This is a genomic window from Streptomyces yatensis (genome assembly GCF_018069625.1).
GTDB lineage: Bacteria > Actinomycetota > Actinomycetes > Streptomycetales > Streptomycetaceae > Streptomyces > Streptomyces yatensis.
In genome coordinates this window covers 9,031,315-9,049,907 of the sequence record NZ_CP072941.1, presented here as the reverse complement: position 1 = coordinate 9,049,907, position 18,593 = coordinate 9,031,315, and the positions used below count along the sequence as shown (strand labels likewise).

The following is an 18,593-nucleotide window of genomic DNA, read 5'->3' as shown; positions in this document are numbered from 1 at the left end:
CGTCCACCCCGCCGCCCCCGCGCGGCGTACCCCCGTCCGATCGGGCTCAGCTCTCGCCGCCCCGCTCGGTGCCGCCGTTTTCCTCGTCCTGTTCGGCGAGGATGAGATACAGCCGCTTGCGCGACTCGTTGATGACGGAGACGGCCTTCCGCCGCTGCTCCGCGCTGCCGGTGCGCCAGACCTGGGAGAACGCCTCCATCAGCCCGAATCCCGCCTGGCGGACCTCCTGCATGGCCTCCCAGTCGATACCGCGCCCGGCCTCCTCCCACGGGGCGGCGGGCCCCGCCTCGGCCTCGGCGCGGCCGGCGTCGGTGAGCGCGAACAGCTTCTTGCCGCCCTCGCTCTCGCTGCCGATCAGCCCCTCGTCCTCGAGCAGCTGAAGGGTGGGATACACCGAGCCGGGGCTGGGCCGCCAGGCTCCCCCGCTGCGCTCGGCGATCTCCTGGATCATCTCGTAGCCGTGCATCGACCGGTCCTTCAGCAGGGCCAGGATCGAGGCGCGCACATCGCCGCGCCGCGCCCGCCCACGCGGCCCGCGGCCACCGGGGCCGCCGCGGCCTCGGCCGCCGAACGGGGGCCCACCGAAGGGCGGGCCGTCGAAACCGGGGCCGAACGGGCCGAATGCCGCGCGCCGCCCCTCACCCTCGCCCCGGCCGCGGTGGCCGGGTCCGCAGTGTTCACGTCCATGTCCATGGGAACGCATCGTGACGCTCCTTTCTATCGTCGATCCATCACGACACGTCAACGATATATCGGAACCGATCGGATGCCAACCCCTTGGCTCGCCGACCTGTGTGAAGCCGGTTGTCGTCCGAGGGCACAGCCACGGGTTCTTCCTGGCCGCGCCGTTTCCTAGACTCACGGCATGAAGAACAACACGTGCACCCACTGCGGCACCGTCGGCCTGGCGGAAGGTTTCATCGAGGACGCCGGTGAGCACTCGCGCGGGTACGCGCGCTGGATCGAGGGGGCGATGGAACGGGGATTTTTCGGGGGCGCCAAGCGGATCGGCCGTCCCCGGCGGAAGATTGTGGCGTTCCGCTGTCCTGAGTGCGGGCACCTCGAGCTGTTCGCCGCCGACGAGGGGTAGTCGGCCCTCGTTCCCGCGCCACCGGCCAAGGCCCCACCGCCGCCCCTGAGGGTGCCACGGCCGGGCGATTGGCCATGGCTGACCCGCCACAGGCCGCCTACGGTCGGCGTATGCGGATACGTATCGTCGACGCCTTCACCGAGCGCCCCTTCGCCGGCAACCCGGCCGGGGTCGTCCTCCTCGACACCGACACCTTCCCCGACGACGGCTGGCTGCAGCGGGTCGCCGCCGAGGTCAATCTCGCCGAGACCGCCTTCGCCCACCCGCTCCCGCGGGCCGCGGAGGCGGACTGGGCGCTGCGCTGGTTCACCCCGGTCACCGAGGCGCCCATGTGCGGCCATGCCACGCTCGCCACCAGCCATGTCCTGAAGACCACGGGGACCGCGACCGGCACGGTCCGCTTCGCCACCCTCAGCGGGGTCCTGTCGGCGACGGCCGACGACGGCGGCTCGATCACGCTGGACTTCCCCACAGCCTCACTGACCGCGCTGCCGGTCTCCCAGAAGACGGCCGAGGTCGCCGGAGCGCTCGGCGCCGAGATCGTGTCCGCCCATCACGCCGGCCCGCACATCGACGATCTGCTGATCGAACTGGCCGACGAGAAGACCGTGCGCGCCCTGGCCCCCGACCTCGCCGGGCTCCAGCGGCTCAGCCACCGGGGTGTCATCGTGACCGCGGCCGCCGAGGACCCCACGCGCGGCTACGACTTCGTCTCGCGGATGTTCGCCCCAGCCGTCGGCATTGACGAGGACCCGGTCACCGGAAGCGCCCACACCGCGCTCGCGCCCTACTGGTCGGCCCGGTTCGGCCGCGACGAGCTGACCGGGCTGCAGGCGTCCGCGCGCACCGGCCTGGTCCGCACCGCGCTGCGCGGCGACCGTACGCTGCTGACGGGCGGCGCCGTCACCGTCATCGACGGCGAATTGCTGGCCTGAGCCCCCCTCGGCCACGGCGGACGGGTGGATCAGGCCGTGGGCAGCCAGTCCACCCGGCCCGCCAGCAGGGCGTATCCCACGAAGGCCACGATGTCGATCAGCGCATGCGCGGCGATCAGCGGCCCGACCCGCCCCCAGCGGCGGTAGAGCAGCACGAAGATCACACCCATCGCCAGGTTGCCGAAGAAGCCGCCGATCCCCTGGTAGAGGTGGTACGAACCGCGCAGCACCGAGCTGGCCAGCAGGGCGGCCATCGGGGTCCAGCCCAACTGCCCGAGCCTGCGCAGCAGATAGCCGACCACGATCACCTCCTCCAGCACCGCGTTCTGCACGGCGGAGGCGATGAGTACGGGGATCTTCCACCACACATCGGGCAGCGACTCGGGCACCACCGTCAGATTGCCCCCGGCCGCCCGCGCCCCCAGATACAGCAGCAGCCCGGTGCCGCCGATCGCGGCCGCGACCGCGGCGCCCCACGCCAGGTCGAACCGCGGCCGGTCGCGGTCGAAGCCGATCGCCCGCAGCCCGGCGCCCTCGCGCAGCAACAGATGGGCCACGAGCGCGACCGGCACCAGCGCGGTCGAGATGCCGAACAGCTGCCAGGCGAGATCCAGCCAGGGCCGCCCCGGCGCGGCGGAGGAGTTGAGATGGGCCGCCTGGTCCTTGAGCCCGCCCGGTTTGGTCACCGAGCCGATAAAGCTGATCAGTGCGGACAGCCCGCTCGCGCCGAGGGACAGCGCCAGCACGAGCAGCGTCTCGGTGCGCAGCATCCGCCGCGAGAGCCCGTCCTCGACCGGGGCATCCACGCCCCGCGCCTGTGACCGCACTCCTGTCCCCACTTCCGCTTGTCCGCCTCATCGGGTGCGTCCGCCCCGCTCACCGGACAATACGGTGTCATGGTCGCCGGTGTGGGTGTCACCCGGAGAGATCGGTGGGCCAGGTGTGCACCGGTGCGTCGGTCCGCATCAGGGCGCAGTAGCGGCGGGTCATGGACGCGAGCGCGGCGTCCCGGTCCAGCCCGCCGGCCAGCGCCCGGTGGTAGGTGGCCGTCTGCCAGGACGCGCCGTTGACCCGCAGCTTGCAGCGCTCCTCGATCACGCCGAGGTAGCGGTCGCGGTCGGCGGGCTCCACACCCCAGGAGTCGAGGCCGGACGCGGCGAGCGGCAGCAGCTCCTCGCGGACCAGCCGTACGGCGGAGGTGCGGGCCAGGGAGGCCGACCGGCCGGATTTGGGCCATTGCAGGACCGCGTCGATGCCGTGCCGGCAGGCCGCGTCGAAGTTGGCGGCGGCGGCCGTGAAGGGCAGCCGGGTCCACACCGGGCGGGACTCCTCGGCGAGCGCCCTGACCAGCCCGTAGTAGAAGGCGGCGTTGGCGATGACATCGGTGACGGTGGGCCCGGCCGGGAGCACGCGGTTCTCCACGCGCAGATGCGGCACACCGTCCACGACGTCGTAGACGGGCCGGTTCCAGCGGTAGATCGTGCCGTTGTGCAGCGCCAGTTCCTGGAGCTCGGGCACCCCGCCCTCGTCCAGCACCCGTAGCGGGTCCTCGTCCTCGCCGGTGGAGAGCAGGGGCGGAAAATAGCGCAGGTTCTCCTCGAACAGCTCGTAGGCGGAACCGATCCAGCGCTCACCGAACCAGGTGCGCGGGCGGACCCCCTGGGCGGCGATCTCCGGCGGACGCACATCGGTGGCCTGCAGGAACAGCGGCGGCCGGGATTCGCGCCATGCCTCATGACCGAAGACGAAGGGGGAGTTGGCGCCGACCGCGATCTGCACGGCGGCCACCGCCTGCGCCGCGTTCCACGCGTCCGCGAAGCGCCCCGGGGTGACCTGGAGATGGAGCTGGACGGAGGTGCAGGCCGCCTCGGGGGCGATGGAGGCGCTGGCGTAGGTGAACCGCTCACGGCCCTCGATGTCGATGAGGAAATCCTCGCCGCGGGCGGCCAGCATCTGCTCGTTGAGGAGTTTGTAACGGTCGTCATAGGACAGGCTCGTGGATCCCAGATCGTCCGCGGCGAGGGTCGGCAGAATTCCGATCATCACGATCTCGGAGGACACTTCCCGCGCCTTGCGATCGGCATATGACAAACCGGTTCGGAGCTCTTCCGAGAGCTGATCGAGAACGCGTCCGCGCAAACGGTGGGGCACGATGTTTACTTCAAGGTTGCACTGCCCGAGTTCGGTCTGGAAATCATGACTCCCGATGCGCTCCAGAACCTCCGCGTTCATCATCCTCGGCAGTCCGTCGGCCCCGGCGAGATTCAGCTCGATCTCCAGCCCCATGAGATTCTTCGGGCGGTCGAATCGCTTGTCGGCCAGGAGCCGGCCCAGCCCGTCGAGGCACTGCCGCAACCGGACGCGCTGCCGTCGCCGGCCGGACGGGTCGAACTCACCGGCCATGAGCTTGTCCCCCATCGAAGCGTCCCTCCTCGAGTGGATCATCGGTGCCAGCCGTCTGCACACCACGCTCGATGATGCCCACCAATGTGATCGATAACGCCCCGCGATCCCCACCCAGCCGGTAGGCTCTCTGGAACTGTTCATTGTGCCGGAAAAATGGACCGGCGAGTTCCAGCCTACCGCGCCGGCCTCAAAATGCCAGGTCATATCCGTTCATCTGGCATGGAATCGGGGAAAATCCCCGCCTTCTCGGGGTCTGGATAAGGTCTTGTCGGCAATGCGGGCAGCGGCTAGATGAAACACAACGGGAACACGTGTCGTATAAACTCGGCTAACGAGGCAGAGAGATAAGGCCCGAACGGTCTGTTCCGGTTCCCCTCTGACCCGTGTTCCACCGACAGCGCCGCCCAAACCCGGCCCGCTATCGCTTCACCGTGTCTCCAAGCGAGAGGCGACCCACCATGCCGCTGCATGTGCCCCAGGCCCCCGCGCCCGCCCTGCGCAGCGTCCTCACGGCCCTTGATTCCCCCACCGCCGTCCGCGAGGCCCGCACCCCGGTACTCTCCACGCTCACCGGCCCCTTCGAACCCGAACTTCCGCTCCCCGTCCATGTCCTGGACGACATCACCACCGCCGACGGCCCGCCGACCACCCGGCTCACCGGCTGGCGCTTCCTGATCCGCGACGGCGATCGCACGGTGGCCGCAGCCGAGGCGATGCTCACCGCCGACGGCTGGGCCTTCTCACACTTCTCCGAGGGCCCCTATGTCAGCTCGGCCGAACTCGCCCTGAGCCAGGCCGAGTCGCTGCCCTCGGCGTACCAACCGCGGCTGCTGTCCATCCCCGAGCTCTACATGGTCACGCTCTGGCTGCACGGCGACCTGACGGCGGACGGCGCCGAAGGCGGCCTCGGCGCGGGGGACCTGCTGGTGCCGCTCGCCCCGGCCCCACCGGGGATCGCGCCCCACCGGGCGCATGGCGCAACGGATCTGCTGTCGGTCCTCACCCACCGGCTCACCCGGGCTCCCTTGCTTGGCTCACCCGCCTGACCTGGGCCTCCGTCAGGTTGGGAGCGCCCCGTGACCGCCGGGTCACGGGGCGCTCCGCAGCATCCTCGTAACAGTCCGGCGGCGATGAACCGTCCGGACGGGTGATGCGTCATTATCTAGCGAGACCGGTACCGCGAAATCCCTGCGGATTCCAGGCCGTAGGGCAACACTGGAGCAATCGACCGACTCAAACCACGGGGGGCGGCCATGAACGCCGCAGCGAGCCGCAGGACATTCACCACTCCGCAGCGAAAGAACCCTGTCATGTGCCAGCATCAACCACCCTGCCCGTCAGCCGACTCCGCCGACCGGGAGGCCGCCCATCTGGTGGCGCACCACCCGGAGCAGGGATGGAGCCTGCTGTGCAACGGCGTCCTGCTCTTCGAGGACACCGGTGAGCTGCTGCCGGACGGGCGCGTCATCGCACCGTGCCGGCCGCGGGGTTCCGAGCACATCGTCACCGCGGCCTGACGGCCGCCCACGCCGTCACCACGGCCTGACCCGCCGTCGACGGCACGTACCCGCAGGGGCCGGCCCGGCGTATCCGCCGCACCGGCCCCATTGACGCATCTGCCGCATGTGTCGAGGGGAAGCCCTCAGCCCTCGTAGGACTCCAGCGGCGGGCAGGAGCAGACGAGGTTACGGTCGCCGTAGGCCCCGTCGATCCGCCGCACCGGCGGCCAGTACTTGTCGGCCGCCGAGACCCCGGCCGGGAAGACCGCTTCCTCCCGGGAGTACGGGTGGCCCCACTCCCCGGTCAGCGACGCCGCCGTATGCGGGGCGTTCCGCAGCGGGTTGTCCTCCTTGGCCCACTCGCCGGAGCCGACCTTCTCGATCTCGGCCCGGATGGCGATCATCGCCTGGCAGAACCGGTCCAGCTCCGCCAGATCCTCGCTCTCGGTCGGCTCGATCATCAGCGTCCCGGCGACGGGGAACGACATCGTCGGCGCGTGGAAGCCGTAGTCGATCAGGCGTTTGGCCACATCGTCGACCGTCACGCCGGTGGCCTTCGTCAGCGGCCGCAGATCCACGATGCACTCATGGGCCACCAGGCCGCCGGGGCCGGTGTAGAGCACCGGGTAGTGCGGTTCGAGACGCTTGGCGACATAGTTGGCGCCGAGCACCGCGACCTGGGTCGCGCGGCGCAGCCCCTCGGCGCCCATCAGCCGGATGTACGCCCAGGAGATCGGCAGGATCCCCGCCGAGCCCCACGGCGCGGCCGAGACCGGGCCGACGCCGGTGGCCGGGCCCGCGGCGGGCTGCAGCGGATGGTTCGGGAGGTAGGGCGCCAGGTGCTCGCGCACCGCGACCGGGCCGACGCCGGGGCCGCCACCGCCGTGCGGGATGCAGAAGGTCTTGTGCAGGTTCAGATGCGAGACATCGCCGCCGAACCGGCCCGGCTCGGCGAGCCCGACCAGCGCGTTGAGGTTGGCGCCGTCCACGTAGACCTGGCCGCCCGCGTCGTGCACGGCCGCGCAGATCTCGGTGATGTGCCCCTCGAACACGCCGTGGGTGGAGGGGTAGGTGACCATCAGCACGGCCAGTTCGGCACCATGCTTCTCGATCTTCGCGCGCAGGTCATCGGTGTCGATCTCGCCGTCCTCACCGGTCTTGACCACGACCACCTTCATGCCGGCCATCACGGCGCTGGCGGCGTTGGTGCCGTGCGCGGAGGACGGGATCAGGCAGACGGTGCGCCGGCTGTCCCCGTTGGCGCGGTGGTAGGCGCGCACCGCGAGCAGCCCGGCGAGCTCGCCCTGGGATCCGGCGTTCGGCTGCAGGGAGACCTTGTCATAGCCGGTGACCTCGGCCAGCCGCTCCTCCAGCTCACGGATCAGGGTCAGATAGCCCTGGGCCTGCTCGGCCGGTGCGAAGGGGTGCAGCGCGCCGAACTCGGGCCAGGTGACCGGCTCCATCTCGGTGGTCGCGTTGAGCTTCATGGTGCAGGAGCCGAGCGGGATCATGCCCCGGTCCAGCGCGTAGTCCCGGTCGGCCAGCCGCCGCAGATAGCGCAGCATCGCGGTCTCGGAGCGGTGCTGGTGGAAGACCGGGTGGGTCAGATAGCCGTCGTGGCGCAGCAGGGCCGCGGGCAGCGCGTCCGGCGCCGCGGCGTCCAGCTCGTCGATCCCGGGGATCCCGGTGGGGTCGCCGTTGCCGCCGTCCACCCCGAAGGCGGACCACACGGCGGCGAGCTGCGCACGGGCGGTGGTCTCGTCGCAGGCGATGCCGACGTGGTCGGCGTCGGTCAGCCGCAGGTTGACCCCGGCCTCCCGGCCCGCGGCGACGACCTCGGCGGCCCGGCCCGGCACCCGCGCGGTGAGGGTGTCGAAGAACGCGCCGTGCACCACCTCGACACCGCCGGCCCGCAGCCCCTCGGCGAGCACGGAGGCGTAGCGGTGGGTGCGGCGGGCGATCGCGGCGAGCCCGTCCGGGCCGTGGTAGACGGCGTACATCCCGGCCATCACGGCCAGCAGCACCTGGGCGGTGCAGATGTTGCTGGTGGCCTTCTCCCGGCGGATGTGCTGCTCACGGGTCTGCAGCGCCAGCCGGTACGCCTTGTCGCCGTCGGCGTCCACGGAGACCCCGACCAGCCGGCCGGGAAGGTTGCGGGCGTAGGCGTCGCGCACCGACATGAACCCGGCGTGCGGTCCGCCGAAGCCCATCGGGACGCCGAACCGCTGGCTGTTGCCCACCGCGATGTCCGCGCCCAGCTCACCGGGCGAGGTGAGCAGGGTGAGCGCGAGCAGATCGGCGGCGACGGTGACGATGGCGCCCAGCTCATGGGCGCGCTCGATGACCGGCCGCGGATCGCGCACCACGCCGGAGGCGCCCGGGTACTGCAGCAGTACGCCGAAGACCCCGCGCTCGGCGATCTCGTCCGGAATGCCCTCGGCCAGATCGGCGACGACGACCTCGACACCGGTCGGCTCGGCGCGGGTCCGCAGGACCGCGACGGTCTGCGGCAGGCACTCGGCGTCGACCAGGAAGACGCCCTCCTTGACCTTGCCGACGCGCCGCGACAGCGCCATCGCCTCGGCGGCCGCGGTGGCCTCGTCCAGCAGCGAGGAACCGGCGGTGGGCAGCCCGGTCAGATCGGCGACCACGGTCTGGAAGTTGAGCAGGGCCTCGAGCCGGCCCTGGGAGATCTCCGGCTGGTAGGGCGTGTACGCGGTGTACCAGGCGGGGTTCTCCAGCACATTGCGCAGGATCACCGGCGGGGTGTGGGTGCCGTAGTAGCCGAGACCGATCATCGACGGCAGCACCTGGTTGCGGTCGGCGAGTCCGCGCAGCTCGGCGATGACCTCCGGCTCGCTGCGGGCCGGGGGCAGGGCATCCAGCGCCTCGGTGCTCTTTATGACCTCCGGTACGGCGGCCTCGGTGAGCTCGTCCAGCGAGCCGAAGCCGACATGGGCGAGCATCTTGGCCTGCGCCTCGCCGTCGGGGCCGATATGGCGCTGCTCGAACGGAGTACCGCGTTCCAAGTCGGAGAGTGCGATGCGATTGGCGGTCATCTGCGGGGGCCTCCTGGTCTGTAACGACCGGCGAGGGGCACCGCGGCGCGGGTGCCCGGACGGCCTCCCCCTCTGTCATCTCAACCTGAGAGCTTCACCGGTCCATATACCGCCTGACCGGTTTTCACCGTCGGTGAGGAGGGGTTCCGGAGCTCTGCTCGCCCGTGGCCCGCCCTGCTTTCCAGAGTGACCTCACCCGCACGGTACGTGTGCCTGAGAGATTCCGGGGAGGGTTTGCTCCTTCGGCGCCTCCGACAGCGTCGGCGGAGGACTCTCCCGCACGGGGTTTACAGCCACAGTCAGCGTACCAGCGGTTCTACCGTGGGGGACGGTCACCGGCGTTCGAGTGGCCGAGCGCGGAGATGTGGCTTTTTGTAGGTATCAATGGTCACTTGCCACCTGTGGGAGAGAGCGTGCAGACCGATATCGACCCGCGGACCCTGATCGGCCGCAAGGCATTCGACCGCGAGGGCTCCAAGATCGGCACCGTGGACGAGGTCTATCTCGACGACGCGACCGGCGAGCCCGAATGGGCGGCCGTACGCACCGGGCTGTTCAGCCGGGACGTCTTCGTGCCGCTCGAACCGAGCGAGGTCGTCGGCGACACCCTGCGGGTGCCGTACGACCGGGCACTCATCAAGGACGCCCCGGACTTCGGCGTCGGCCGCCACCTCTCCCCCGAGCAGGAGCTGCAGCTCTACCACCACTACGGGCTGGACGTCACGGGCTGACCTTGGCGGCTGCGACCGGCCTTGCTGGTGGCCTGGGGCGGCGGCCTGCTGGTGTCCCGGGGCCTGCGCGCGGCCCCGCATGTGGCCTGAGCTCTGCCCTCCGCTTGGCCTGAGCTCTGCCCTCGCTCGTGGCCCAGAGCCTGCCCCCGCTCGGGTCCGACGCCCGGTCCCGGGGCCAGGCCATCCTGTCCCCGGGACTGCTCACGGCCCGGGCCGTTGCCCCGCATACGGCCTGGACCCCGCCCCGCTCAGGTCCGCGCCCCAGCACCGGAACCGAGACATTACGCGCCCGCGGCCAGGGCGTCGGGGCCCGAGGCCTGCTCACGCTCGAGCCCGACGCCCGATCCCGAAACCAGGCCATACGCCCCCGCGGCCAGGCCGACCGGCCCCAGGGCCTGCCCGCCGCCCGGACCGTGGCCCCGCATACGGCCTGGACCCCGCCCCGCTCAAGTTCCGCCCCCCAGTCCCGGAGCCAGGACATTACGCGCCCGCGGCCAGAGCGTCGGGGCCCGAGGCCTGCTCACGCTCGAGCCCGACGCCCGATCCCGAAACCAGGCCATACGCCCCCGCGGCCAGGCCGACCGGCCCCAGGGCCTGCCCGCCGCCCGGACCGTGGCCCCGCATACGGCCTGGACCCCGCCCCGCTCAAGTTCCGCCCCCCAGTCCCGGAGCCAGGACATTACGCGCCCGCGGCCAGAGCGTCGGGGCCCGAGGCCTGCTCACCCTCGGGCCCGACGCCCGATCCCGAAGCCAGGCCATACCAGGCCGACCGGCCCCAGGGCCTGCCCGTGGCCCTGCATACGGCCTGGGGCCCGCCCCCGCTCAGGTCCGCCGTCCGGGCTCGGGGTCAGCCCATCCACGCCCGCGGCCGGTCCACTCGGTCTCGAGGCCAGGTCATCCGGGCCCTCGGTCTGCTCTGAGCCCATGGCTATGCGCTCCCCCGGGTTCCGGCCCGTGGTCCGCTCCCGGCCCCTGGTCCCGTCCGGGGCCAGGTCCGAAGCCGCCTCCGCAGCCACGTCGAGGGGCGGACCCGCGGCGTCCTCCGAGGCCGGGCCCGGGCCCGTGACGGCCTCCCGGGCCACGTTCGGGCGCGGGCACGCGGCGGCCTCCGAGACCAGGTCCGCAGCCTCTCGCGGGATCGAGTCCGAGTCCGTGGCCGCCTCCCGGGCCACATCGGGGCCCGGGCTCGCGGCGTCCTCCGGGACCTTCTCCGGGCCCAGATCCGGGCTCAACTCCGGCGTCGTGACCGCCTCCCGGGCCACGTCCGGGCGCGGACTCGCGGCGTCCTCCAGGACGGGGCCCGCGACCTCCTCCGTGGTCGGGTTCGCCTCCGGGTCCGGGCTCACGGCCCGGTGCGGGGCCAGATCCGCGTCCGGGTCCACGTCCGCGCCCGCGCCCGCGCCCGGAGTCCCGTCCGCGTCCGCGGTCGCGGCCCTCCCCGGGATCGCGTCCAGACCCGGAGCCGCATCCGCCTCCGGTCGCAGCAGGGGCAGCGGTTCGGTTGGCTCCAGCGCTGGGTCGTCCACGGCGAACGTCCGCACCCGCCCCGGCCGCGACCACGGCTCCTCGAAGCGCACGGTCACCCGGCCCACCCCGCTCCCCTGCACCCAGCCGGCCCCGTACTCGGCGTGGCGCACATCGGAGCCCGGCATCCAGCGTCGCGGCTTCCCAGCGTCCTCAGGAGCCTCTCCCGCGCCCTCTGCCACGGACTCCGGCCTCTCGGGGCCCGGCACGCTCCGGGCGTCCCCCAGCGCCTCATGAGCCGCTTGGGCGGCCTGCGCGGCCTGCGCCGCCTGCGCGAAGAGATCCTCCTGGGTGTAGTCCGCCAGACCGCTGACCCCGACCCCCAGCAGCCGCACACCCGCCGTGGTGTCCACGCCGTCGATCAGCCGCGCCGCGGCCTCCCGCACCACCCCCGGATCGTCGGTCGGCCCGCGCAGGGTCTCCGAACGGGTCAGCGTGGAGAAGTCGTACCGCCGCACCTTGATCACGACCGTCCGCCCCGAGCGGCCGGCCTCGCGCAGCCGCCGCACACAGCGGTCGGCGAGCCGCGCGATCTCCAGCTGCACCCGGGTGCGGTCGGTGACGTCGACGTCGAAGGTGTCCTCCACCGAGATGGACTTGGCGTCCCGCTCGGCGACGACGGGCCGCTCGTCCCGGCCCTCGGCCATCAGGAAGAGCGACGCGCCGTGGGCCCGGCCCAGCAGCCGCACCAGCTCGGCCTCGCCCGCCTCCCGCGTCTCGGCCACGGTGTGGATCCCGGCCCGGCGCAGTGTCTCCGCCGTGGCGGGGCCGACGCCCGGGAGTGTCCGCACCGACATGGGGCCGAGCAGCTCGCGCTCCGTCCCCGGGTCGATGACCACCAGCCCGTCGGGCTTGGCCTGCTCCGAAGCGATCTTGGCGAGCATCTTGGAGCCGGCGAGCCCCACCGACCCGGTCAGCCCGGTGGCCGCCTTGATGTCGGCCCGCAGCCGCTCCCCCACGGCGCGCGCCGCCCCGACGGTGGGCTCGGTGCCGCCCGCCTCCAGATCGACGAACGCCTCGTCCAGACTGAGCGGCTCCACCAGGGGCGAGAGCGTGTGCAGCAGGGTCATGACCGCGTCGCTCACCGTGCGGTAGAGGGTGAAGCGGGGGATGAGGAACGCCGCGTTCGGACACAGGCGGCGGGCCTGGGCCATCGCCATGGCCGAGTGCACGCCGAACACCCGGGCCTCGTAGGAGGCCGTGGCGACCACGCCACGCGGCCCCAGACCCCCGACGATCACCGGCTTACCGCGCAGGCTGGGCTTGGATGCCTGCTCCGCCGAGGCGTAGAAGGCATCCATGTCCAGATGGAGAATCGTCGGCGCACCCCTCACACCTACGATGCTGCCGCACACCACTGACAATGGGCGGCACGACGGCCCGGAGGCGGGCCCGGGGCGCCGCTCGGCTCACGTCCGGGGCGGCGCCTGACGAAAAGGCGCCTGGCGAAAAGTGCCCGACGAAAGCTGCCCAGCGAAAGGGCGAGCGCTCAACCGGCCCGGTTGCGACGCGCCGCGAGCTCATCGGTGGGGTTGTGCCGGATCAGCGTCTCACCGGTGTCCACCCGCTCGCCGTGCAGCTGGGACAGCGCGCTCTCGACATCCCGCCAGACGACGCCCACGGCGATCCCGAAGACGCCCTGACCGCCCTGGAGGAGGTCCACGACCTCATCGGGCGAGGTGCACTCGTAGACGGTCGCGCCGTCGCTCATCAGCGTCATCTGGGCCAGGTCGTCGAGCTCCCGGGCGCGCAGATGGGTCACCGCCGCCCGGATGTTCTGCAGCGATACGCCGGTGTCCAGCAGCCGCTTCACGATCTTGAGGACGACCACGTCCCGGAAGCTGTAGAGCCGCTGGCTGCCCGAGCCGTACGCGGGCCGGACGCTCGGCTCCACCAGGCCGGTGCGGGCCCAGTAGTCGAGCTGGCGGTAGGTGATGCCCGCGGCCGCGCATGCGGTGGGTCCGCGGTACCCGACCCGCTCCGTCTCCCCCGCGGCGGGCTCACGCGGCGGTGCTGCCTGTGCCGCGACCCGAGCCTTCAAAGCCGGATCGGCCGGTGCGCTCCCCTGGAGCGTATACGGACCGCCGGCTGCCGTGCCGTCGCCGGTGCTTCTCACGCCGACCTCCGTCCTCGACCTGCCATCTTGAAGGTAGGCAGTCACCCGGGGTGCGTCAACGATCGCCACACTCGGCACGCCGAGTGATAATCACCCTAAGGGTGGTTTCCCGTGTCCCTCGTCCGGGAAAGGCTACTCGAATGCGCGAGCGAGGACCGGCATACCGTTCACTGGCTGCTGGTTCCGAAGTCCTCGGGCGAGATCTGGTCGAGGAACTCGCGGAACTTCTCCACCTCGTCCTCCTGCTCGTCCGGGATCGCGATACCGGCGTCGTCCAGCACGCCGTCGCTGCCGTAGATCGGCGTTCCGGTGCGCAGCGCGAGCGCTATGGCGTCGGACGGCCGGGCACTGACCTCCACGCCGCTGGCGAAGACCAGCTCCGCGTAGAAGACCCCCTCGCGCAGATCCGTGATCCGGACCTCCGTGAGCTGCTGGCCGACCGCTTCGAGTACGTCCTTGAAAAGGTCATGGGTCAGCGGGCGCGCCGGAGCCATGCCCTGCTGAGCGAAGGCGATCGCGGTCGCCTCACCTGGTCCGATCCAGATGGGGAGGTACCGGTCGCCTCCCACTTCACGCAGGAGCACGATCGGTTGGTTGGAGGGCATTTCCACCCGGACACCCACGACGTCGAGCTCGTTCACACAGCAACCCTAGGACGTGCCCGGCCGGTTTGGATAGTCGGGGCCCGGTCGCTCACCGCTCCTGGACCCTCAGAGCCGACCGCACCAGCGCCGCGTGCAGCTGTACGGAGAGCGTGGCAAGCTCCCGCACGCTGGCCTCCGCATGCGCTCTGGTCTGCGGGTTTCTATGCAACCGCAGCGGAGCGACCACCTGCTCGACCATTCCGGCCTCGCGCTCGGCGGAGGCTTTCATGATTCGCAGATGACGTGGTTCCAGGCCGAAACGACCAAGTTCGGCGATGAGCCGGGCGACGGTCACCGCCTCGATGTCGTACCCGCCGTCCGCGGTGGGCGCGAGCAGCCCGTACGACTCCCATTCGGCCAGCTGCACCTCGCTGACCTCGGCCGTTGCCAGCAACTCGGCACGACCCAGCCGGGCGGCCGTGGGGCCGCCCGCGCCCATCCCGGTACCGCCGTCGAGCGCACCGGGCTGCAGCGCTCCCTGCGAGACGGCAGGAAGCTGCAACGGCTCGCCCCGCTCCAGGGCGTCCAGATGCTCCCGGATGACCTTGAGCGGCAGGTAGTGGTCACGCTGCATCCGGAGGATATGGCCGAGCCGCTCCACATCCCGCCGGCTGAATTTGCGATAGCCGGAGGGCGTCCGCCGCGGCTCGACCAGACCTTCCGACTCCAAGAAGCGGATCTTGGAGATGGTGACCTCGGGGAACTCGTCCCGCAACAGATTCAGCACGGTGCCGATGCTCATCGACCGGCTGCCCGTGGGGGCGGTGCCGGTACCGGCACCGCCCGACGGTGTCTGAAGCATGGACCTCCCCTGACGGGTCAGATGCCGACGCCCCGCTGGCTCGGGTAGAAGACCAGCCGGTACTTCCCGATCTGCACCTCGTCGCCGCTGGCCAGCACCACCGGCGCGTCGATCTGCTCCCGGTTGAGGTACGTACCGTTGAGGCTGCCGACGTCCGAGACGGTGAAGCTGCCGTCCTGGCCGCGCCGGAACTCCACATGGCGGCGGGAGACCGTCACATCGTCCAGGAAGATGTCGCTCTGCGGGTGACGGCCCGCCGTGGTGACATCACTGTCCAGCAGGAAGCGGCTGCCCGAGTTCGGCCCGCGGCGGACCACCAGCAGCGCCGAACCCATCGGCAGCGCCTCGACGGCGGCCTGCGCCTCCGGGCTGAGCGACGGCAGCGGCGTCTGCCCGGTCACCTCGGAGTCGTACGCCTCGAGACCCGAGATCGAGATGGTGGAGGTGGTCTCCGAGGCACGCTCGGAGGGCGCGCCGCCCCGCAGCGGGGCGCCGCAATTGGAACAGAACCGGCTGGCCTCCGCGTTCCGGTGGCCGCACCGCTGACAGACAGGCAAGCCGAACCCTCCACCACTGTGAGCGGCCGCTGGCTCCTGGAAACCTATGGGGCCGGTCGCGGAGGGGTCAACAGACTCGCCCTGGGCACCGACCTGGTCCCGGAACAGCGGGCGCTCCTCGGTCCCCCCTCCGCTCTCCTCCGCGGCACGCGAGGCGCGGTGGCGAGCGGTGCTGCTGCCGCCATCCTGGCGGGCACTCTTGCCGAACAACTTCCCGAACAACTTCACGGGCGATTCCCCTTGACTGAAACAGACCCGCCCGTGGGGCAGGACAAACCCTCGATGCACACACCAGACGGTCCGGACATCCTCACAACGTCCGTGACCACCAGACAGTTTCCATCACGCGCGGATCTTCTGGTGCGTTGACCCCCCGCGTCCACATGGTCTCCCCGAGAGACCCTCATTTCGAACCGCCTCACCGTGATGACGACCGAGCGTAGTCAGGCCGCTTCGCCGATCGCAAGGCATCCACAACGATCTTCTTCTCCCGCCGCACGGACACAGTGGCCTGCTCCTTCTCCAGGCTCTGCACCACCCCGCCGGGGATGTTCAGCGCCGGCTCCAGATCTTCCGGCTTGCCGATCACCTTCACAACATACGGTTGCGTCACTTTCTGTCCATCGATCTGGATCGCGCCACCGCTGTCCGCGAAGTAGGTGCCGGCGACCACCCGCACCTTGCCGATCTGGATCGCCTCGGCGCCCGCCGCGCGCAGCTCCTGCACCGTGTCGAGCAGCATGTCCGACTCCACGGAGCCCCGGGAGTCGTCGATGGTGATCGTGATGCCGGGACCCTGTGCTGCCACCGTACCCGCGAGCACGCCCAGCTGCTGCTCCTTCTGGAGCGTCTGTTTGCGGGCCTCCTCGGCCTGGTCCGAGCTGTTCTCCAGCTCGGTGCGCTGGTTCTCCAGCCGGCGCTTCTCGTCCTGGAGCCGCTGGGTGCGGGAGTCCAGCTCGTCGAGGATCCGGACCAAGTCCTCCTGCCGGGCGCCGCGCAGCACGCTGTTCTCGTTGGTCGAGCGCACCTGGATGGCGAGGCCCAGGCCGAGGCCGAAGAGCAGCAGGGCGACGATCAGCTGCGCACGGGTCAGCCGCGGCGGCCATACGCCCTTCAGCAGCCGCTGGCGGCCGGACAGGGCCGCTTCCGACCCCTTCTCCGCCCCACGGCCGCCCTGCCCGGCTCCGGGGCCGGGGGCGGGCCCCACACGCTCTCCGGAGCCGCTCCCGGGCCCGCCGGGGGGCCTGGTGCCCTCGGTGGGCGGAGTGGGCCTGCCACCCGCCTTGACGGGCCGGTCCTGGGCCTGCGGCGGCAGGGCCTCGGGCAGCACGGCCTTGGGCAGGGGCGTCCGGAGAGCGACGTCCTTGAGACCGCCCGGCGGCGGCCCGGCGGGCCTGGCCGGCTCGCGTCGCGGGGGCGTGGACGGCCTGCCCTGTTCACCTCGCGGAGGCGTAGAGGGCCTGCCCGGCTCACTCCGCGGGGGCCCGGCGGGCCTGCCCTGCTCACCTCGCGGAGGCGTAGAGGGCCTGCCCGGCTCACTCCGCGGGGGCCCGGCGGGCCTGCCCGGCCGCTCCCGTACGTCACGGTGCTCGGGCTTCCGGGCGGGCGACGGGGTGCCCGGCCGCGGCGTTTCGGCCACCGAGGGCCGCGCCCGCTCACGCGGCTCCCCGGAGGGCGCGGGCTTCTCGGCCGTCTCCGGCCTCCGCGGCGGCTCGGGCGATCGCCGCGGCTGCTCAGCGGCCGGTTCGGGCTTGTCGGCCTTCGCTGCCGGCTCCGGCTTCTCGGGCTTCGCGTCCCCCTCGGCCAGTCGCGGCGTTTCGGCCGACTGTCGCGGCGTTTCGGCCGGCCGTCGGTTTTCGGCCGACTCCGGCCGCTCGGGCTTCTCAGGGGTGTCGTCGGTCGTCATCGGCGTCACGCCCGGAAGACATGGCGGCGGATTGCGGCCGCGTTGGAGAAGATCCGGATACCGAGCACCACCACGACTCCCGTCGACAGCTGGGCACCGACGCCCAGCTTGTCGCCGAGGAAGACGATCAGTGCGGCCACCACCACATTGGACAGGAACGATACGACGAAGACCTTGTCGTCGAAGATCCCGTCCAGCATCGCCCGGAAGCCCCCGAAGACCGCGTCGAGTGCCGCCACGACGGCGATCGGCAGATAGGGCTCGACCACCGTCGGCACCACGGGTCGGACCACAAGCCCGACCACGACTCCCACGATGAGCCCCAATACGGCGATCACGATGTGCCCTTCCCTGTGTCGGCGTCACCCTTGCCGGAGCCACCGGCTATCGGTTCCGCGGTGCGTACGATCAGGCTCGGCGCGGCCGGAAGCCGGAGCGAGTCCTGGGCGGAAATGCTCGTGCGGATGTCATAGTTCTGCTGCAGCACATGCAGATACTGGCCGTCCGCACTGTTCTGGAAAGCGGTGCTCAGCCGCTGCCCGTCCCCCACCGCGAGCACCGTATACGGCGGCGCCAGCGGCTTGTTGTCGACCAGTATGGCGTCTCCCGCGGCCCTGATCGCCGAGAGCGCCGTCAGCCGCTGCCCGTTGATCGAGATGGCCTCCGCGCCCGACTCCCACAGGCCGTTGACGACGCGCTGCATATCGTGGTCGCGCACCCGGCCGGTATCGGAGAAGTCGGCGCTCTCCCGCGGTCCCCCGCCGCTGCCGGCCGCGCCCTTGGCGTCGTCGACCACCAGCTTCACCCCGGGGCCGGTCACTTCGTTGGCCCCCGAGAGCAGCGCCACCAGATCGGCCTTGGCTCCGCCGTGCTTCTCCAGTGCCTGCCGCTGCTTCTCCCCGACCTCGCCACGGAGCTTGTCCACGCTCCTGGCGAGCTCGTCCGCGTTCGAGTTCCCCGTCTCGATACGGTCGATGAGTTCTCCCCGCTCCTTGGCCAGCGTGGGCGCCGATATCCGCGCCTCGGCGGCGCCGACGGTGATGACCACCGCGACCAGGACAAGGCCGAGAGCCAGCCCCAGTTTGGCCCGCATGGTGCGCGGCAGGCCCGAGCGACCGGTCTCACCGCGCCGCGCGGCGGCCTCGGCGTAGCCGTCGTCGAGACTGTGGTCCATCACATTGGTCAGCAGCGACATGGACGCGTCGAGGCGCGGACGAGGGCGCGGCGATGCTGTGCTCCGAACGGGGGGCGGCTGCGACATGCCGCACATCGTCGCACGTGGGGGCCGCCGCCACCGAATGGCCCCTCCGGCGTGCCGGATCGG

Annotated in this window: 17 protein-coding genes and 2 riboswitches; of the genes, 5 read left to right on the top strand and 12 right to left on the bottom strand. The window is 71.5% G+C overall.

The features are described 5' to 3' along the window. Positions 1 to 46 precede the first annotated feature (46 nt). Positions 47 to 703, bottom strand: a complete 657-nt coding sequence (locus J8403_RS37895) for a PadR family transcriptional regulator (protein ID WP_211127122.1) — start codon at positions 701 to 703, stop codon at positions 47 to 49. Positions 704 to 865: 162 nt separating this feature from the next. Here J8403_RS37895 and J8403_RS37890 point away from each other — a divergent pair, with 162 nt between their 5' ends. Together J8403_RS37890 and J8403_RS37885 are read left to right on the top strand one after the other, a co-directional pair. Next, entirely contained in the window at positions 866 to 1,090 is a 225-nt protein-coding gene (locus J8403_RS37890; RefSeq protein ID WP_211127121.1) for a hypothetical protein, read from the top strand. Between the two features lie 110 nt (positions 1,091 to 1,200). Continuing rightward, a complete protein-coding gene (locus J8403_RS37885; protein ID WP_211127120.1) occupies positions 1,201 to 2,025 on the top strand; it encodes a PhzF family phenazine biosynthesis protein in 825 nt (274 codons plus the stop codon). Between the two features lie 29 nt (positions 2,026 to 2,054). Here the strand turns inward: J8403_RS37885 and J8403_RS37880 are convergent, their stop codons facing one another. Both J8403_RS37880 and J8403_RS37875 read right to left on the bottom strand, forming a co-directional pair. Continuing rightward, positions 2,055 to 2,795 carry a CPBP family intramembrane glutamic endopeptidase gene (locus tag J8403_RS37880; protein ID WP_246586429.1) on the bottom strand — a complete coding sequence of 247 codons (741 nt, stop codon included), beginning with the start codon at positions 2,793 to 2,795 and terminating at the stop codon, positions 2,055 to 2,057. Positions 2,796 to 2,940: 145 nt separating this feature from the next. Then, positions 2,941 to 4,443: a glutamate-cysteine ligase family protein gene (locus J8403_RS37875; protein ID WP_211127118.1), complete on the bottom strand. Its 1,503-nt coding sequence runs from the start codon at positions 4,441 to 4,443 to the stop codon at positions 2,941 to 2,943. Between the two features lie 446 nt (positions 4,444 to 4,889). On the opposite strand from J8403_RS37875, the gene J8403_RS37870 reads away from it, so the two are divergent. Both J8403_RS37870 and J8403_RS37865 read left to right on the top strand, forming a co-directional pair. After that, on the top strand, positions 4,890 to 5,477 hold the full coding sequence (locus tag J8403_RS37870; protein ID WP_211127117.1) for a hypothetical protein: 588 nt from the start codon (positions 4,890 to 4,892) through the stop codon (positions 5,475 to 5,477). Positions 5,478 to 5,741: 264 nt separating this feature from the next. Then, positions 5,742 to 5,948: a DUF5999 family protein gene (locus J8403_RS37865; RefSeq protein WP_043236576.1), complete on the top strand. Its 207-nt coding sequence runs from the start codon at positions 5,742 to 5,744 to the stop codon at positions 5,946 to 5,948. 125 nt (positions 5,949 to 6,073) lie between these two features. Here the strand turns inward: J8403_RS37865 and gcvP are convergent, their stop codons facing one another. Continuing rightward, positions 6,074 to 8,989: an aminomethyl-transferring glycine dehydrogenase gene (gene gcvP, locus J8403_RS37860; protein ID WP_211127116.1), complete on the bottom strand. Its 2,916-nt coding sequence runs from the start codon at positions 8,987 to 8,989 to the stop codon at positions 6,074 to 6,076. A 65-nt stretch (positions 8,990 to 9,054) separates the two neighbouring features. Beyond that, positions 9,055 to 9,179, bottom strand: a riboswitch (glycine riboswitch). A gap of 1 nt (position 9,180) precedes the next feature. Continuing rightward, positions 9,181 to 9,278: riboswitch (glycine riboswitch) on the bottom strand. A 112-nt stretch (positions 9,279 to 9,390) separates the two neighbouring features. Here gcvP and J8403_RS37855 point away from each other — a divergent pair. Next, entirely contained in the window at positions 9,391 to 9,720 is a 330-nt protein-coding gene (locus J8403_RS37855) for a PRC-barrel domain-containing protein (RefSeq protein ID WP_216345389.1), read from the top strand. Positions 9,721 to 10,439: 719 nt separating this feature from the next. Here the strand turns inward: J8403_RS37855 and J8403_RS44075 are convergent. The 8 genes from J8403_RS44075 to J8403_RS37815 form a co-directional block, all read right to left on the bottom strand. Then, positions 10,440 to 12,578 carry a DNA polymerase IV gene (locus tag J8403_RS44075; protein ID WP_246586179.1) on the bottom strand — a complete coding sequence of 713 codons (2,139 nt, stop codon included), beginning with the start codon at positions 12,576 to 12,578 and terminating at the stop codon, positions 10,440 to 10,442. 155 nt (positions 12,579 to 12,733) lie between these two features. Beyond that, positions 12,734 to 13,360 (bottom strand): MerR family transcriptional regulator, encoded by a 627-nt coding sequence (locus J8403_RS37845; RefSeq protein WP_059143932.1) that lies wholly within the window; start codon positions 13,358 to 13,360, stop codon positions 12,734 to 12,736. Between the two features lie 167 nt (positions 13,361 to 13,527). Next, entirely contained in the window at positions 13,528 to 14,001 is a 474-nt protein-coding gene (locus J8403_RS37840) for a bifunctional nuclease family protein (RefSeq protein ID WP_014058684.1), read from the bottom strand. A gap of 52 nt (positions 14,002 to 14,053) precedes the next feature. Continuing rightward, positions 14,054 to 14,806 (bottom strand): transcriptional regulator FtsR, encoded by a 753-nt coding sequence (gene ftsR / locus J8403_RS37835; protein ID WP_211127115.1) that lies wholly within the window; start codon positions 14,804 to 14,806, stop codon positions 14,054 to 14,056. 17 nt (positions 14,807 to 14,823) lie between these two features. After that, on the bottom strand, positions 14,824 to 15,651 hold the full coding sequence (locus J8403_RS37830) for a double zinc ribbon and FHA domain-containing protein (RefSeq protein WP_425519858.1): 828 nt from the start codon (positions 15,649 to 15,651) through the stop codon (positions 14,824 to 14,826). A gap of 130 nt (positions 15,652 to 15,781) precedes the next feature. Next, entirely contained in the window at positions 15,782 to 16,705 is a 924-nt protein-coding gene (locus tag J8403_RS37825; protein ID WP_425519917.1) for a DUF881 domain-containing protein, read from the bottom strand. Between the two features lie 569 nt (positions 16,706 to 17,274). After that, positions 17,275 to 17,607 carry a small basic family protein gene (locus J8403_RS37820; protein WP_014058688.1) on the bottom strand — a complete coding sequence of 111 codons (333 nt, stop codon included), beginning with the start codon at positions 17,605 to 17,607 and terminating at the stop codon, positions 17,275 to 17,277. Beyond that, entirely contained in the window at positions 17,604 to 18,530 is a 927-nt protein-coding gene (locus J8403_RS37815) for a DUF881 domain-containing protein (protein WP_211127114.1), read from the bottom strand. Before J8403_RS37815 ends, J8403_RS37820 begins: the two co-directional genes overlap by 4 nt. Between the last annotated feature and the right edge of the window lie 63 nt (positions 18,531 to 18,593).

What these genes read in the sequence shown, in the direction of transcription:
- J8403_RS37895 (WP_211127122.1), bottom strand. Translation starts at nt 703, where the DNA reads ATGCGTTCCCATGGACATGGACGTGAACACTGCGGACCCGGCCACCGC.
- J8403_RS37890 (WP_211127121.1), top strand. Translation starts at nt 866, where the DNA reads ATGAAGAACAACACGTGCACCCACTGCGGCACCGTCGGCCTGGCGGAA.
- J8403_RS37885 (WP_211127120.1), top strand. Translation starts at nt 1,201, where the DNA reads ATGCGGATACGTATCGTCGACGCCTTCACCGAGCGCCCCTTCGCCGGC.
- J8403_RS37880 (WP_246586429.1), bottom strand. Translation starts at nt 2,795, where the DNA reads ATGCTGCGCACCGAGACGCTGCTCGTGCTGGCGCTGTCCCTCGGCGCG.
- J8403_RS37875 (WP_211127118.1), bottom strand. Translation starts at nt 4,443, where the DNA reads ATGGGGGACAAGCTCATGGCCGGTGAGTTCGACCCGTCCGGCCGGCGA.
- J8403_RS37870 (WP_211127117.1), top strand. Translation starts at nt 4,890, where the DNA reads ATGCCGCTGCATGTGCCCCAGGCCCCCGCGCCCGCCCTGCGCAGCGTC.
- J8403_RS37865 (WP_043236576.1), top strand. Translation starts at nt 5,742, where the DNA reads ATGTGCCAGCATCAACCACCCTGCCCGTCAGCCGACTCCGCCGACCGG.
- gcvP (WP_211127116.1), bottom strand. Translation starts at nt 8,989, where the DNA reads ATGACCGCCAATCGCATCGCACTCTCCGACTTGGAACGCGGTACTCCG.
- ftsR (WP_211127115.1), bottom strand. Translation starts at nt 14,806, where the DNA reads ATGCTTCAGACACCGTCGGGCGGTGCCGGTACCGGCACCGCCCCCACG.
- J8403_RS37815 (WP_211127114.1), bottom strand. Translation starts at nt 18,530, where the DNA reads ATGTCGCAGCCGCCCCCCGTTCGGAGCACAGCATCGCCGCGCCCTCGT.